Here is a 16,237-nt window from a genome sequence, read left to right on the forward strand (position 1 = left end):
CGCGCGCATCCGTTCCATGGCGGGTGCATTTTGAATTCAATCTCCTCCCAAAGATAGAATTCACAACGCGTTAACTGCCTCATCTTATGGCGTTTCAGGGCGCTCATGTCAAAACTTCTCACGCCGGCGTGAGATTTAGCGACCCTCACCCATCCTCCACGCGTTCAGCAACAATGACCTCCCCTCAGATCTGAGGCCCAAATCGCCTTCGCAAAAGCAAAAACTGTCGTTTGCCTGTGATGCGGCACAGGGCGAGTTTGAGCCCAATGTGCCGGATGCTGCGCTTTGCGCCAACGTCTGCTTTGCAAGTGGAGCCCGAATTAGAAAAATCAAAGACGTTTATGCCGAACTGAGGGCATCTGGTCGCTAAGAATTCTTGACTGAGCGGTTTCGCTTAACAAGACAAGAATGGTCGCGTAAAACATAGACAGTTTTCATCGCGCTTGTACTCTTAGGCCTCCAGTCAGATTGATTGTGCTCGACGCGATAGAGAATGATCGAGATGTGTGAGGCTTGTTTCGGACTGTGCCAATTGTGATGAGTTTAGCGGAATATGAAGACCAGTAATAAAATTCTAGCCATATCGCTAAAATCCTCATTGTCTGATTGGAAGAGCTTGATTGGAAGTGTGACCGCAGCAATTTCTGGGGTGCAAATAGTTATTTGGGTGTGCAACGCTGAAACCCGGGAGGTCTTGGCCGCCTTCCTAAAGTCATATGATGTAGTGATCGGCGATCCAATTCATTATGCACTGAATTTTTTAGCATCTTTTCTCGGGTTTAGTCTAACTGACCTTCAAAGTAATCTAGTGACAATATATCTCTTGTTCGCAGCTATCCACTTTAAAGCTTCATCGTCAGGGCGGTTAACCCGCGAGTGGTCTCTGTACTTGGGAAATATGTACCTGCCCTACTTGGGATTTATGCCGCTAGAAAAGCCCCCATTTACAAGGATAGACGTGCATAAACATACACGCTTTCCTCGCCTGATCCACCGCCTATGTCGATCAAAAGGCAACGCTAAGAAAATAGCAAGCCTACCACGAATTTTAGGCCTTTTTTATGCTGCAATAGGTCAACTGATATACCGATTTATCTTAGAAGTCGTGCTCTCTTTACGCTGGAATGCAAAAATGCTTTTCTATGTTGGAGAAAGTATCTTCAGAAATTTAATTCTCTTTCCGCTCAATGTCAGGTCACACTATCGAGAACCTCTTGCAGTAGTATCGAATTTTGAAGGTCTCGGAATAGGCGGTATTGAGATATATGACTATAAAGAGTTCGAGGCTTGCGGGGGTAAGATAATTAGCAATTACAGGGTTTCGTTCTTAGTAAATTTTTTAACCTTTCTAGTCACACTATTCATTCTGGTGGTGTTTGGCATTGAGTTGCCCTAAGAACACTTCCCAGAAGTGTTTCTATCTGGCCATAAAGAATAATGAAAAGCTGGTCGTGATCTTGCGCAGCGTGCAAAGATCCTCGGAACACATGCCGCGATCCGCTGAAGCCAGTGGGCAGCACATTGACCGAAACTACCTTTTTTGACTGGCCCGCTTTCGCTGAAGAAGACATTGGTGCGAGCGCAGCGAACTCACACTTCGTCCCGCACAGCGGACCTGTATCGTCTGTGTTGCGACCCTCATAGTGAGCACATCAGTGCAGCTCTATGCGCTGCTGCGATCCAGAGGAATCGCGTGATGTGCGCGGTGGGCTGTCTTGATGCGGCACTGTGCCCCTACCCCTCTTCCACATCCTCCAAGACCATCGACGGTTCACGGCGGGCCACGCAATTCATGCGGGCGCAGACGCGACAGCTTGTGCCGATGCCAAGCACTTCGGCATCGCGCGGCACATGACCAAGCCCGTCGAGCCGATCAAGTGGCAAAAACAACATCGTTGCTTCGACCACTTCGGGGGCGTCGAAACTTTTGGCTGGGCGCGGCTGACAGATTGCATAGGCCAGATAGCGCCGCGCCGGTTGGCCCTGTTGCTCGACCACGCGCCGGATCGGCACCATCGGCCTGAGCAAGGCCTGATAGAGCGGCCAAAGCGCACAAGCGGCACCAAATCGCGGCGGAGCAAAGCCGTCGAGCGGCTTGCGAAAGGTCAGCGCCCCAGAGCCGTCGCAAATCACCAGCCCCATCGGCGGACGGCCTTCTTTTGGCGGCAACGCGGCCAGACGACGCATCGCGGCGGCCAGTTCGACGCCGGTTTCCTGCGCCAAAGCCGCCGGGTCAGGACCGTGGGCGGCAATCACATCTTCGACCAAAGACACCGGCATTTTTTCCGCCTCGGCCCGCGCGCGCAACACCCATTTGCGCGCCAAACTTTGTGCGGCAGGCGAACGCAATCCGTCATCCCCGGTCAAATCCGGCATCATCCCCCGCTCAAGTTCGGGGATGGAAAATTCGCGCTGCGCCAACCAGGCCTCAACCTCGTCCAAAGGCGCAGACAACGTGTCCTCGGATTTGCCCACCGTATCAAGATAACTCACCAGCGCCTGCGAACCATCAGCCAGACGTTGACTGTCCTCATACAGGTTGCGATGAAACCGGGCCTGCCAGTCGCGGTCAATCTCACCGGCATTGTTCAAAATCCCCGCCGTCGAACGGATCGCGGTCACGGTCGAGAGGACTTCGTGCAGACTATCAGAGAGAAACGGGTCATGCGCCAGACGGTCGTTGAGCGCCTCAACCCGACGCTCAAGCGCGGTGATCCGATCGCGCTGCGCCACCACCAAAGCGGCCCAGCCCGGAAAGCGCCCGGCAAACTCTTCGGCCCGCGCCGTTTCCGGGTCCGTTGTGCCTTTGGCCCCGCCACGACGCGGCCCCGGCGCTGCATTGCTGGCGGCGTCTTGCAGCCCTTCCATCAACGGCACCTGTGCCCCTTCGGTCAGGGCTGAGGGTTCAACCCCCAAGGCGCGCGCCAGATCGACCAGTAATTTCCCACCGATTCTGCGGCGATTGTGTTCGATCAAATTCAAATAAGACGGCGAAATGCCCACATCACGGGCCAAATCGGCCTGTTTGAGCCCCTCCAAAGAGCGCCGTTCACGGATTCGTGTGCCTGTCAGGGCGGATCTTGGCATCGTCTTTCCTCAGTTGCGACATCGAAACGTGAATGATTTCAGGCCCTTTCTGCGACCGCAAAGCGGCTTGTGCTGCACCTGCGCGAAAATAGATTTACAATGCATACCATCGCATTGTGTATTTATTAACAAAAAAATCCTTAACTATAAAGCACTTGTTGATGAATTTTCTTCACACTCCCAGTATTACCCCATCTCGTTTACACATCCGACATTTCGGAGACGGGGTCTGCGCGCCGCCTGGACTTCGGGGAGGAAGTCCGGGCGAGCCTGATAGAAATTCTAGGGAGGAATATACATGTCCAAATCCGATCTGACACGGCGCGTTTCGCGTCGCGGTGTGATCAAAACCGGGGCCATCGCTGGTGCCGGTCTTGCGCTGCCGACAATCTTCACCTCGGGGGCCCGCGCCTTTACCAACGAACCAATGGGCGGCACGGTCACCCTTGGCTTTAACGTGCCCCAATCGGGCGCATATGCCGATGAGGGGGCCGACGAGCTGCGCGCCTATGAATTGGCGGTTGAGCACCTGAACGGCATGGGCGACGGCGGCATGTTGAACACCTTCAGCTCCAAAGTGCTTGAAGGCAACGGCATCCTCGGCAAAAAGGTCGAATTCGTCACCGGCGACACCCAAACCAAATCCGACGCAGCCCGCGCCTCTGCCAAGTCCATGATCGAAAAAGACGGCGCAGTGATGATCACCGGCGGGTCTTCCTCAGGCGTGGCCATTGCGGTTCAGGGTCTGTGCCAAGAAGCGGGCGTGATTTTCATGGCCGGTCTGACCCATTCCAACGACACCACTGGCAAAGACAAAAAAGCCAACGGGTTCCGCCATTTCTTTAACGCTTACATGTCTGCGGCCGCTTTGGCTCCGGTGCTCAAAAACCTCTACGGCACGGATCGCAAAGCCTATCACCTGACGGCTGACTATTCTTGGGGCTGGACCCAAGAGGAATCCATCGCCGCAGCCACAGAGGCTTTGGGGTGGGAGACCGTCAACAAGGTGCGCACACCGCTTGGCGCGGGCGATTTCTCGTCCTACATCACGCCGGTTCTGCAAACGGACGCCGATGTGTTGGTGCTGAACCACTACGGCGGGGACATGGTGAACTCTTTGACCAACGCGGTGCAGTTTGGCCTGCGCGAGAAAATGGTCAACGGCAAGAAGTTCGAGATCGTTGTGCCCCTGTTCTCGCGTCTCATGGCGCGCGGTGCGGGCGAAAACATCAAGGGCATCCTTGGCTCCACTAACTGGCATTGGTCGTTGCAGGACGAAGGCTCGCAAGCCTTTGTGAAGAGCTTTGGCACCAAATATGGCTTCCCGCCATCGCAGGCGGCGCACACGGTCTATTGCCAGACCCTGCTTTACGCAGACGCCGTAGCCCGCGCTGGGTCGTTCAACCCCTGTGCGGTTGGCGAAGCGCTTGAAGGCTTTGAGTTCGACGGTTTGGGCAACGGCCCGACGCTCTATCGTGCGGGCGATCACCAGTGTTTCAAAGACGTGTTGGTGGTGCGCGGGAAAGAGAACCCAACCTCTGAATTCGATCTTCTTGAAATCGTCGAAGTGACCCCGGCGGCTCAGGTCACCTACCCGGTCGATCACCCGATGTTTGCCGGTGGCGCATTGGGCGACTGTAACGCGGGCTGATCGCGCCCTGAAAAGAGGGGCTGAACCGCAACAGCGGCGGTCCCTCGCCTCTTCCAAAACCAAATGGGCCGGACCGCACATGCGGCTCCGGCCTCCCCTCCCCCCCCCGGCCCGAACTTGGCGCCGGGACGGATGGGCTTTGGTCAACCGACACGCTTTATTCAACAGGTGGGGACCATGGAGACAATCCTTCTGCAATTGCTCAACGGGCTCGATAAAGGCTCGGCCTATGCGTTGATCGCGCTTGGGCTTACATTGATTTTCGGCACGCTGGGCGTGGTCAATTTTGCCCATGGCGCGATTTTCATGATCGGGGCGTTTTGCGCGGTGACATTGTCGCGCATCTTTTCGATCTCGTTTGAAACCGTCGATCCGACCAAGCTCGATTTCCTCGGCAACCCGGCCAAAATCAAAACCCCCTATGTCGAGGCGTGGTTTGGCGCGGACGCGGGCGCATGGATGATCGACTGGGCGGTGCCTTTGGCGATCCTGTTCTCCATCCCGATCATGATCGCGGTGGGCTTTGCCATGGAACGCGGGCTGATCAAGCATTTCTACAAACGCCCCCACGCCGATCAGATCCTTGTGACCTTTGGTTTGGCCATCGTGCTGCAAGAGATCATCAAATATTTCTACGGTGCCAACCCGATCTCCACCCCCGCCCCGGATGCATTCAAAGGCTCGTTCGATTTTGGCGCGGCTTTGGGCTTTGACCCAAACGTGATCATCTACCCCTACTGGCGTTTGATCTACTTCGGCTTTGCCGCCGTCGTCATCGGTGCGGTGTTTTCCTTCCTGCGCTTCACCACCTTCGGGATGGTTGTGCGTGCGGGCATGGCGGACCGGGAAACCGTAGGGCTTTTGGGCATCAACATCGACCGCAAATTCACCATCATGTTTGGCCTCGCCGCCGCAGTCGCGGGCATGGCGGGCGTGATGTACGCGCCGATCCTGTCGCCGAACTATCACATGGGCATGGACTTTTTGGTGCTGTCCTTCGTGGTCGTGGTGGTTGGCGGCATGGGCTCTTTGCCCGGTGCGGTCGCCGCAGGCTTTCTGTTGGGCATCTTGGAGAGCTTCTCTTCGATGAACGAAATCAAATCAATCATCCCCGGCATCGACCAGATCATCATCTATGTCGTCGCCATCATCATCCTGTTGACCCGTCCCCGCGGCTTGATGGGCAAAAAAGGCGTGATGGAGGACTAATGCCATGTTCGGACTAAACAAAAAAGACACCACCTTTCTATTGATCGTCATCGGATTGACCCTGTTCACGCCGATCCTCATGCAACCCTTCGCTGAGGGATCGGGCCTTGCGCAATTCAACGGCGGCTATCCCGATTTGATGCAAAAGGTCGCCATTTTCGGCATCTTTGCGGTCGGGTTCAACATCCTCTTTGGCCTCACCGGATACCTGTCCTTTGGCCATGCCGCCTTTCTTGGCATCGGGTCGTATTCGGCCGTGTGGATGTTCAAATTGCTGACGATGAACGTCATCCCCGGCATCCTTTTGGCCATGGTCGTCTCAGGCATTTTCGCCGCCGCGATCGGTTATGTGTCCTTGCGTCGTTCGGGGATTTACTTTTCCATCCTGACATTGGCCTTCGCGCAGATGTGCTACAAAATGGCCTATTCCGTGCTCACACCGCTGACCAATGGCGAAACCGGGTTGCAATTGGCCTTGGATGATCCGCGCATTCTGGACCGGGCCATCGAGGGATCGTCCCTACCCGTCACCAATCTCTTCGGCCTGCCGATGAACAGCACCTATAAGCTCGAAGTCATGAACCATGTGTTCACCTTCAGCGTCGGATTTTACTTTTGTGCCGTCATCGCGATTCTGGCCTTTTATGTCGCCATCCGCCTGTTCCGCTCGCCCTTTGGCATGATGCTGCGGGCAGTGAAATCAAACCAACACCGGATGAATTACACCGGGCTTGACCCGAAGCCCTACACTTTGGCCGCCTTCGTGATCTCCGGCATGTATGCGGGGCTTGCGGGCGGGCTTTTGGCGGCGATGGACCCTTTGGCAGGCGCGGATCGGATGCTTTGGACCGCCTCGGGCGAGGTCGTCATTATGACCATCCTCGGCGGCGCTGGCACCTTGATGGGTCCGGTTTTGGGCGCAGGTGTGATCAAATATCTTGAAAACATCTTCTCTAAAATCAACGAGACCGTGTTGCACGGCTGGTTCCATTGGCTCCCCGATGGGATCGAAGATGTCGTGGTCTGGATCTTTGCCCGCTTCACCGGCGAGGGCTGGCACCTCACCCTTGGTGTGACCTTCATGTTGGTCGTGACCTTCTTGCCCGGTGGTTTGGTCGAAGGCCTGAAACGCATTCGGGATCGGGTCCAGAACGGCAAAAAGAAACGCGACAAATACGATGATCCCGACCCGGACCATCAACCCGCCCCGTCCAAACACGTCGTCTAAGGAGAATGAATATGGGAATTCTTGAAGTCAAAGGCGTGGGCAAACGGTTCGGCGGTCTACAAGCTCTGGGCGATGTCAATCTTTCGATCCACGAGAACACAGTCCACGCCATCATCGGCCCCAATGGTGCGGGCAAATCCACGCTGTTGAACTGTCTGGTCGGCAAACTCATGCCCGACACCGGATCGGTGATGTTCAACGGCCAATCGGTCTTGGGGCGCAAACCCCATGAAATCAACCAAATGGGCATCTCGCGCGTGTTCCAAACACCGGAAATCTTTGGCGATCTCACGGTGATGGAAAACATGATGATCCCGTGTTTTGCCAAACGCGATGGGGCCTTTCGGATGCATGCGTTTGAAAGCATGGCGCAGGAGGGCGATTTGATCGCCAAGGCCGAAAAGATGCTCTCTGACGTCGGTATGTTGGAAAAGTGCGAGATGGTGACATCCTCCATGTCGCGTGGTGACAAACGTCGGCTTGAGATCGCGATGTGTCTGGTGCAAGAGCCGAAACTTTTGCTTTTGGACGAACCGACAGCGGGCATGGCGCGCGCCGACACCAACAACACCATCGACCTATTGAAACAAATCAAGGCCGAGCGCGACATCACCATCGCCATCATCGAACACGACATGCATGTGGTGTTCTCATTGGCCGACCGGATCACAGTTTTGGCCCAAGGCACGCCCTTGGTCGAAGACACCCCGGACAACATCAAAGGTCACCCAAAGGTCAAAGAGGCCTATTTGGGTGAGACGCAACAGGTTTAAAGGGCGGTATCATGACACAAGAGTTCAACCCAAACGCCAATCATGCCCAAACCGCACCTGCGTTCTTTTCGGCATGGGACATTCACGCCTATTACGGTGAAAGCTACATCGTCCAAGGTGTGTCTTTTAACATCCATGAGGGCGAGATTCTGGCTCTTTTGGGCCGCAATGGCGCTGGCAAAACCTCAACCCTGCGCGCGCTGGCCCGTCTGGATAGCCCGCAAGTCACCCATGGCGAGATTTGGCTCGACCACGAACGCCTGCACGACAAAACCTCCTATGAGGCGGCGGTGCGCGGCATTTCATTGGTCCCCGAAGATCGCCGGATCATCCCCGGCCTGACCGTCGAGGAAAACCTGCAACTGGCGCAGATCGTCGAACCCGTGGGCTGGTCTCTGGATCGGCTGTACGAATTGTTCCCGCGTCTGCGCGAACGGCGCAAACAAGAGGGCATCACCCTGTCGGGCGGCGAACAACAAATGCTCGCCATCGCCCGCGCTTTGGCCCGCGACATCAAAGTACTGTTGCTTGATGAGCCGTACGAAGGCCTCGCCCCTGTCATTGTGGATGAGATTGAAAAGACGCTCAAAATCATCAAAGCGCAGGGCATCACCACGGTTTTGGTCGAACAAAACGCCGTGCGCGCGCTCAATTTGGCTGACCGCGCCGTCATTCTGGACACCGGTCGGGTGGTTTATGATGGTAGTGCTAAAGAAGTACTTGAGAACGAAGCGTTAAGAACCGAGTATCTGGCCATCTGAATCTGTCCCGCCTTGACCTCCCGCGTCTCGGTATGGGGCCGCCTGCGCCGGACACCCCGGCGCAGGCTAAATGCACTCTCGGGAGGAGGCAAAATGACGAACCCCATGTACCCGCCAAGCGACGACTTCGCCGCCAATGCTCTGATCTCTAACGAAAAATACACCGAAATGTACGCGCGCTCGGTGAGCGATCCGGTTTCGTTTTGGGCGGAGCAGGGGAAGATCCTGGATTGGATGGAGCCCTACACGCAGGTGAAAAAGACCTGTTTTGACTTCGGGCGCGTTGACATCAAATGGTACTCGGACGGCGTTTTGAACGTGTCGGCCAACTGTATTGATCGCCATTTGCCGAAAAAATCCCTACAAACTGCGATTATTTTTGAGCCCGACGATCCCGAAGCCGCGGCCCAGCACATCACCTACAAAGAGCTGTCAGACAAGGTGAACCGCTTCGCCAATGTGTTGCTTTCTCAGGGTGTGATGCGCGGCGACCGCGTGGTGATTTATTTGCCAATGATCCCCGAGGCGGCTTATGCCATGCTCGCTTGTGCCCGCATCGGCGCGATCCATTCCATTGTTTTCGCAGGGTTTTCCCCGGATGCTCTGGCCAACCGCATCAACGATTGCGGTGCCAAGCTCGTCATCACCTCCGACACTGCGCCGCGTGGTGGCAAGCGCACGCCGCTCAAGGCCAACACCGACGCCGCGCTGCTGCACTGTTCCGACAAGGTCCGTTGCCTCGTCGTCAAACACACCGGTGATCAGATCACATGGATTCAGGGCCGCGATGTCGACGTCAAATATCTGATGGAACACGCCTCCCCCGATTGCCCGCCGCGTCCGATGAACGCCGAAGATCCGCTGTTCATCCTCTACACCTCTGGCTCCACCGGCAAACCCAAAGGCGTCGTGCACAGCTCCGGCGGCTATCTGGCCTATGCCGCGATGACCCATAAATATGTGTTCGATTACCACGACGGCGACGTGTTCTGGTGCACCGCCGATGTCGGTTGGGTCACGGGTCACAGCTACATCGTCTACGGACCGCTCGCCAATGGCGCGACCACGGTGATGTTCGAGGGCGTGCCCTCCTACCCCGACGCGGGCCGGTTCTGGGCGGTGTGCGAAAAGCACAAGGTCAACCAATTCTACACCGCCCCCACCGCGCTGCGCTCGCTCATGGGGCAAGGCAACGAATGGGTTGAAAAATATGACCTTTCCTCGCTCAAACTGCTGGGCACGGTCGGCGAACCGATCAACCCGGAGGCGTGGAATTGGTACAATGACGTGGTCGGCGGCGGCAATTGCCCGATCGTCGACACCTGGTGGCAAACCGAAACTGGCGGCCATCTTTTGACGCCGCTGCCGGGTGCGACCCCGACCAAACCGGGCTCCGCGACCGTGCCGTTCTTTGGCGTGCAACCGGTGATTTTGGACCCGACCACAGGCGAAGAATTGCACGAAACCGCAACCGAGGGCGTGCTCTGCATCAAAGACAGCTGGCCCGGCCAAATGCGCACCGTTTGGGGCGATCACGAGCGGTTCCAAGAGACCTATTTCCAGCAATACAAAGGCTATTACTTCTCCGGCGACGGCTGTCGGCGCGACGAAGATGGCTATTACTGGATCACCGGCCGCGTCGATGACGTGATCAACGTGTCAGGTCACCGCATGGGCACCGCCGAGGTCGAAAGTGCGCTGGTCGCCCACGCCCAGGTCGCCGAAGCCGCCGTCGTTGGCTATCCGCACGAACTCAAGGGCCAAGGCATCTACGCCTATGTCACGCTCATGAACGATGTCGAACCGACCGACGCGCTGCGCAAAGAGTTGGAAAAATGGGTCCGCACAGAGATCGGCCCGATCGCCAAACCGGACTTCATTCAATGGGCCCCCGGCCTGCCCAAAACCCGCTCCGGTAAAATCATGCGCCGCATCCTGCGCAAAATCGCAGAAAATGACACCGGAAGCTTGGGCGACATCTCAACACTCGCTGAACCTCAAGTCGTCGAGGAATTGATCAGAAATTCGTTGTATCAAAAGGCCTAAGACGCCCGTTCAGGGCTCACACAAGGCCGCCCTTCGGGGCGGCCTTTTTCATACGTAACAAACTGAGCGCATAAATCGGGCTTACGCGCCCCCACCGCTTGGCTTTGTCGCATCTCTCCATGCGTTTTGACCGGCTCAGGCGACGAAATTTGAGTATTTGCGCTGCCATGAAAAGGATTTGTTAACGCTGTTTACCGCACAATCCGGGCATGGATGTACGGGAGATCAGTAAACGCGCCGACTGGGAGGCGCTGGCAGACAGGGTGATGGCCCCCTTGCAGCAGCGCTGGGTTTACGGCGAAACTGCAAAACGATTGGGCTGTGAGGTCATCAGGTTTTGCGTTTTTGACCGCAACCACCCGATTGCCACACCTCTTGCCATTGCGCAGGTCGTCATGCGCACAAAATTTGGCATCCGAACATCCTTACTCACCCGTGGGCCCCTGTTTCTGCCTGAGTGTCCGCAGAGCATGCAACGTGATGCGCTCGCCTCCCTGCGCCGTGCTCTGCCCTTTGGTGTTCACCTGATGACCGCCGAGACCCGGTTGAGGCGAATGGGCCTGACTGCCGCGCCTGAGGTGGTGGAACTGGATCTTTCAAAAGACCTAGAAACCCTACGCGCCGGGATGCACGGCAAATGGCGCAATGCGTTAAAAAAGGCCGAAGGTACAGGGATGAAAGTGGCACAATTACAGCCCTCCCTCGGTATGTTGATGCCGCTGTTGCGTGCCGAAAAGGACCGTCAGGCACAGGGGCGCTATCGCGGCCTCCCTCCTGAATTTATGTTAGCCATGCAAGAGGTTGCGCCCAAATCCCTGCGGCTGTTCAGCGCCTCTGATGCGCAGATGCTGTTTGTCAGCCATGGCACCAGCGCAAGCTATCAAATCGGCCATACCGGCGCTGAGGGCCGTACGCTCAATGCGCATAATCTGATCCTTTGGCAGGCGATCAGGCGTTTGAAATCAGAGGGCGTTCTGCGGCTTGATCTTGGTACATTGGACCGCGACAAGGCACCAGATTTGGCACGGTTCAAATTGCGCAGCGGCGCAGAGGCCCGTCACCTCGCCCCGGCGGCGCTGATGTAGTCACGAAGTTCTATAATATTTCCGCCGCGCTTCGACCTCGATATCAAGGCGCAATTGCGCCTCAGCCAGCGCCTTTTGCGCTGCTTTGCGGGCCTCGGGGTCGGACGCAGCCTTATAGGCCGCTTGTAGGGTTTCAACCTGTTTGCGCATCTCAATTTCGCGCGGCACAACCCCCGCCTCTGCCATGATCCGAAAACCTGCGGCATCAACGTCATTGCCCGAGCGCGCATTCAACGGTTGACCTGCGCCTTTGAGGTTTTCCATTTGCCCTTCGGCTTGGGCCTTTAGGATTTGGCGCTCAATCAGAGAAGACCATTTCATCGCATTTCCTTTCGCAGACGACTCAATTCGTCAACCTAGTTGACAGTTTAGGCCAATCCCGCCTAAACCACAAGAAAAGGAACGCACATGCCCCAAATGAGCCTCACAGATCAGCTTTATACCGGGATCACCCTGACCCGCCCGCTGTTGCGCCATATCACGGCGCGGGTGGAACGCGATTTGGCGGGCACTGGGGTAAGCGTGGGCCAACGCGCCCTCTTGGAGGCGCTGTTTCATTTGAAGCAGGCGACTGCGCCGATGATTACCAAACACCTTGATGTGACACGGCAATTTGTCGGTCGCGAGATCAAATCCCTCTTACAGAACGGCATGGTGGAAACCGTGGAAAACCCGCGTCACCGCGCCTCAAACTTTTATCGGCTCTCGGATGAATCCCGTGCGATGATCGCCGCCATTCGCGCCCGGGAAATGCGCGAGATTGCAGAATTTGCCAAAGGGTTCACAGAGGAAGACATCCGGGGCTTTTACAAAATCCTTTCCACCTTGACGGCCGAATTTTCAAAATCCAGCCCATAAAAAAGCCCCGCAACATGGCGGGGCTTTCATTTCTCAATACAGCTTGCGCTTATTTCATCGCAGCATCGGTGATCTCAAGCGTGTAGGCCCCCACCGGTTCTTTGGTGATGACCGGATCGGAGCCGCCCGACAGCAAGGAGGCCACCGTGCGCTCATAATCAGCCACGTCCAAAGACCCGTCCGAACCGTCAAGCAGTTTCGCCACTTCGGTCATCATGCGGACCTGATGGGTCATGGTCTGCGCGCCGGTTTCATCATATTCCAGAACGATCTCGGCGGCTTCTTCCGGGTTGGCGGCCGCATACGTCCAGCCCTCCATCGAGGCTTTCACAAAGCGCGCCATTTTGTCTTTGAACGCTTCATCCGTCAGACTGTCTTCGAGCACATAAAGACCATCTTCGAGCGTGGCGACGCCTTGGTCTTCGTATTTGAAAGTGATCAGATCGTCGGCAGAAATGCCCGCGTCAATCACCTGCCAATACTCGTTATAGGTCATGGTGGAGATACAGGCGGCCTGTTTTTGCAACAGCGGATCGACGTTAAAGCCCTGTTTCAAAACGGTTACGCCACCCTCGGAGCCATCGGTCGCAATCCCCAGTTTGCCCATCCAGGACAGGAACGGATATTCGTTGCCATAGAACCAAACGCCAAGCGTTTTGCCCGGGAAATCTTCGGGCCCGGTGATGCCGCTTTCTTTGAGACAGGTCAGCATCATGCCCGAGGATTTGTACGGCTGGGCAATATTTACAACCGGTGCGCCGTTTTCACGCGCGGCCAAGGCCGAAGGCATCCAATCGACCATCACGTCGGCCCCGCCCCCCAACAAAACCTGCACAGGGGCCACATCCGGGCCACCCGGTTTGATCGTCACATTCAGGTCTTCGGCCTCATAAAACCCTTTTTCAAGAGCCACATAGTAGCCGGCGAATTGCGCCTGCGTCACCCATTTGAGTTGCAGCGTCACATCATCAGCGGCGAATGCAGCAGAGCTCATAGCGGCCAGAGCGGCAGCGCTCGTCAGTAGCTTTTTCATCGAAATACAACCTCCAAGTTGTCGGTAATGCCGGGAGTTTGTCCCCCGGTTCATCGTCTTTGCGGACTCATCCGCGTTGTGATGGGTGCCAAAAAGTCACCCGCTTCTCGATGGCCGACACGACCCCATAAAGGGCCGTTCCGGTCACCGCGGACACGACAATTTCAGCCCAAACCATGTCGGTTGCCAAGCGTCCCATCTCTGTCGAGATGCGAAAGCCCATGCCCCGGATGGGAGAGCCGAAATATTCAGCAACAATTGCCCCGATCAGCGCCAAAGAGGTGGCGATTTTGAGGCCATTGAACAAAAACGGCAAGGCCGCAGGCCCGCGCAATTTCAGCAATGTTTGCGTGTGCGAGGCGGCGTAAGTGCGCATCAAATCCCGCTGCATCATATCCACGGCGGCCAAACCGCCCAGCATGTTTACCAGCATCGGAAAGAACACCATCACCGCAACCACCGCCGCTTTTGAGTGCCAATCAAAGCCGAACCACATCACCATGATCGGCGCGAGGCCGACGATAGGCAATGCGGCAAAAAAGTTGGCCACGGGCAAAAGACCGCGTTTCAAAAACACAAATCGGTCGATGATCACAGCCAAGATCAGTGCCGCCAATGTGCCCATCCAAAGACCGTTGAGCGCACCTTTGACCACGGTTTGCACCCAGTCTTCCCAAAGCGTTGGACCCGACCTCAGGATCGCGGCAAAAATGGCCGAAGGCGGCGGCAAGATGGCGGGGGAAACGTCAAACAGGCGCACGCCAACCTCCCACAAAACGAGGACCAAGACCCCAAATCCCAGCGGCCAAAGCACCTGTTCGGCGCGTGTATCAGAGCGGTTCATAACGCACGCCCTCCCATCAGATGTCGGGCGCCTTTTTCAAAGCTGCCGACAAGGAAAATCAAAAGCCCGGCCAAGATCGCCGCCGCAAACAGCGCCGCCCACATGATCATCGGCTCGCCAAACTGCGACCCGATCAACATCCGCGCCCCTAGGCCCGAAATGGCGCTGGTCGACAATTCCGCCACCACCGCGCCGACGAAAGATGCGGCCACGGCGACTTTGAGCGAGGCAAAGAAATAGGGCATAGATGAGGGCAAGCGCAGTTTCCAAAACACATCGCTTTGGCGTGCGCCATAGGTGCGCAACAGGTCAAGTTGCATCTGATCCGGGCTAGTTAAACCTTTGACCATACTCACCAAAACCGGGTAAAAGCTGAGATAGGCGGCGATGATGGCCTTGGGCACCATCAAGGTCCCGGTCCCCACCGCATTTGAGAGCACCACGATGATTGGGGCAAGTGCGACGATCGGAATGGTCTGTGAAATGATCGCCCAAGGCATCAAGGTCAGCCGCCCGACACGGCTCAACACGATCACCGTGGCCAGCGCCACACCGATCACAATGCCAAAGACAAAGCCCAAAAGCGTGGTTTTGAGCGTGATCATGCCCTGATAGACCATCGAGCGTTTCGAGGTGATTTTCTTTTCAACTGTGGTCTTCCAAAGCTCGCTGGCAATCTGATGCGGCGCGGGCAAAAGCGGCCGCGTTTGCTGCATCGTGTCACTGAGCAGGTCGGAAAACGTCACCTCCGTGCCCGCCCGCGCGGCTTGGTCATAGGTCCAGGTGCTGTTCATTTTAAACGCGGCACCGTACCAGATCACGATCAACACAGCGACAACTGTGAGGATGGGAAGGATGTTTTTCATGCGTCATGCCCCGCGCGCAGGCCCTCACGCACCCGATGGGCGATTTTGATAAACTCTTCGCTGTCACGAATGTCCAAGGGACGATCTGGTGGCAGGGTCGATTCAATCACATCGGTGATCCGCCCCGGACGCGGGCTCATCACCACGATCTTGGTCGATAGATACACCGCCTCGGGGATCGAATGGGTGACAAAACCGATGGTCTTTTGCGTCGCGGCCCAGAGTTTCAACAGCTCCTCATTAAGCTTGTCGCGCACAATCTCATCCAGCGCCCCAAAGGGTTCGTCCATCAGCAAAATATCGGCATCAAAAGCCAGCGCGCGGGCAATAGAGGCGCGTTGTTGCATCCCGCCGGAGAGCTGCCACGGGAATTTTTTGCCAAACCCGCGCAGATCGACCAGATCCAGCACCCGATCAACATGACCTTTCCACTCCGATTTCGGAAAGCCCATGATTTCAAGCGGCAATTGGATATTGCCGCGAATGGTGCGCCAAGGATAAAGTCCCGCCGCCTGAAAGACGTAGCCATAAGCCCTTGATTTACGGGCCTCTTCCGGGGTTAACCCGTTAACGGTCAAAGCCCCGCCCGTCGGCGTTTCAAGCCCGGCAATACAACGCAAAAACGTCGTTTTGCCACAGCCAGATGGCCCGATAAAAGAGACGAAATCGCCCTTGTTGATCTCAAGATTCACATCCTTGAGCGCATGCACCGGCCCATCATTGGTCTGGAACGTCAGGTCCACGCCCTTGGCATCAATCACTGGCTTTTTCATTTTATATTTTCCCTCGCTCTGGC

15 protein-coding genes are annotated in these 16,237 nt (G+C 56.3%); 9 read left to right on the forward strand and 6 right to left on the reverse strand.

From position 1 onward, the window contains the following. Positions 1 to 553: 553 nt before the first annotated feature. On the forward strand, positions 554 to 1,396 hold the full coding sequence (locus DA792_RS10215; RefSeq protein WP_107719855.1) for a hypothetical protein: 843 nt from the start codon (positions 554 to 556) through the stop codon (positions 1,394 to 1,396). Positions 1,397 to 1,734: 338 nt separating this feature from the next. Here DA792_RS10215 and DA792_RS10220 read toward each other — a convergent pair whose 3' ends face one another. Continuing rightward, positions 1,735 to 3,087 (reverse strand): helix-turn-helix domain-containing protein, encoded by a 1,353-nt coding sequence (locus DA792_RS10220; RefSeq protein ID WP_107719856.1) that lies wholly within the window; start codon positions 3,085 to 3,087, stop codon positions 1,735 to 1,737. Positions 3,088 to 3,385: 298 nt separating this feature from the next. Between DA792_RS10220 and DA792_RS10225 the strand changes: the two genes are divergently transcribed. The 7 genes from DA792_RS10225 (at position 3,386) to DA792_RS10255 (ending at position 11,840) form a co-directional block, all read left to right on the forward strand. Continuing rightward, positions 3,386 to 4,738 carry a substrate-binding protein gene (locus DA792_RS10225; RefSeq protein ID WP_107719857.1) on the forward strand — a complete coding sequence of 451 codons (1,353 nt, stop codon included), beginning with the start codon at positions 3,386 to 3,388 and terminating at the stop codon, positions 4,736 to 4,738. Between the two features lie 177 nt (positions 4,739 to 4,915). After that, a complete protein-coding gene (locus DA792_RS10230; RefSeq protein WP_107722653.1) occupies positions 4,916 to 5,947 on the forward strand; it encodes a branched-chain amino acid ABC transporter permease in 1,032 nt (343 codons plus the stop codon). Positions 5,948 to 5,951: 4 nt separating this feature from the next. Then, positions 5,952 to 7,175, forward strand: coding sequence for a branched-chain amino acid ABC transporter permease (locus DA792_RS10235; RefSeq protein WP_107719858.1), 1,224 nt, complete (start codon positions 5,952 to 5,954; stop codon positions 7,173 to 7,175). An 11-nt stretch (positions 7,176 to 7,186) separates the two neighbouring features. Beyond that, complete coding sequence (locus DA792_RS10240) at positions 7,187 to 7,948, forward strand: ABC transporter ATP-binding protein (protein WP_107719859.1); 762 nt, start codon at positions 7,187 to 7,189, stop codon at positions 7,946 to 7,948. A gap of 11 nt (positions 7,949 to 7,959) precedes the next feature. Then, positions 7,960 to 8,709, forward strand: coding sequence for an ABC transporter ATP-binding protein (locus DA792_RS10245; RefSeq protein ID WP_107719860.1), 750 nt, complete (start codon positions 7,960 to 7,962; stop codon positions 8,707 to 8,709). A gap of 105 nt (positions 8,710 to 8,814) precedes the next feature. Continuing rightward, a complete protein-coding gene (gene acs / locus DA792_RS10250) occupies positions 8,815 to 10,755 on the forward strand; it encodes an acetate--CoA ligase (protein ID WP_439099395.1) in 1,941 nt (646 codons plus the stop codon). Between the two features lie 266 nt (positions 10,756 to 11,021). After that, positions 11,022 to 11,840 (forward strand): hypothetical protein, encoded by an 819-nt coding sequence (locus DA792_RS10255; protein ID WP_159075241.1) that lies wholly within the window; start codon positions 11,022 to 11,024, stop codon positions 11,838 to 11,840. On the opposite strand, the gene DA792_RS10260 is transcribed toward DA792_RS10255, so the two are convergent. Then, entirely contained in the window at positions 11,841 to 12,161 is a 321-nt protein-coding gene (locus DA792_RS10260) for a DUF1992 domain-containing protein (protein ID WP_107719863.1), read from the reverse strand. 87 nt (positions 12,162 to 12,248) lie between these two features. Here DA792_RS10260 and DA792_RS10265 point away from each other — a divergent pair, with 87 nt between their 5' ends. Continuing rightward, the gene (locus tag DA792_RS10265) at positions 12,249 to 12,698 is read left to right on the forward strand and encodes a MarR family winged helix-turn-helix transcriptional regulator (RefSeq protein WP_107719864.1); all 450 of its coding nucleotides are present in this window, start codon (positions 12,249 to 12,251) and stop codon (positions 12,696 to 12,698) included. Positions 12,699 to 12,747: 49 nt separating this feature from the next. Here the strand turns inward: DA792_RS10265 and DA792_RS10270 are convergent, their stop codons facing one another. The 4 genes from DA792_RS10270 to DA792_RS10285 all read right to left on the reverse strand — a co-directional run bounded on the left by DA792_RS10270 (position 12,748) and on the right by DA792_RS10285 (position 16,214). Continuing rightward, the gene (locus DA792_RS10270) at positions 12,748 to 13,731 is read right to left on the reverse strand and encodes an ABC transporter substrate-binding protein (protein WP_107719865.1); all 984 of its coding nucleotides are present in this window, start codon (positions 13,729 to 13,731) and stop codon (positions 12,748 to 12,750) included. Positions 13,732 to 13,798: 67 nt separating this feature from the next. Beyond that, a complete protein-coding gene (locus DA792_RS10275; protein WP_107719866.1) occupies positions 13,799 to 14,575 on the reverse strand; it encodes an ABC transporter permease in 777 nt (258 codons plus the stop codon). Beyond that, entirely contained in the window at positions 14,572 to 15,441 is an 870-nt protein-coding gene (locus tag DA792_RS10280; protein ID WP_107719867.1) for an ABC transporter permease, read from the reverse strand. Before DA792_RS10280 ends, DA792_RS10275 begins: the two co-directional genes overlap by 4 nt. Continuing rightward, positions 15,438 to 16,214 (reverse strand): ABC transporter ATP-binding protein, encoded by a 777-nt coding sequence (locus DA792_RS10285; protein WP_107719868.1) that lies wholly within the window; start codon positions 16,212 to 16,214, stop codon positions 15,438 to 15,440. The genes DA792_RS10280 and DA792_RS10285 overlap by 4 nt, the downstream gene beginning before the upstream one ends. Between the last annotated feature and the right edge of the window lie 23 nt (positions 16,215 to 16,237).

The organism is Celeribacter baekdonensis (genome assembly GCF_003047105.1).
Lineage (GTDB): Bacteria > Pseudomonadota > Alphaproteobacteria > Rhodobacterales > Rhodobacteraceae > Celeribacter > Celeribacter baekdonensis_B.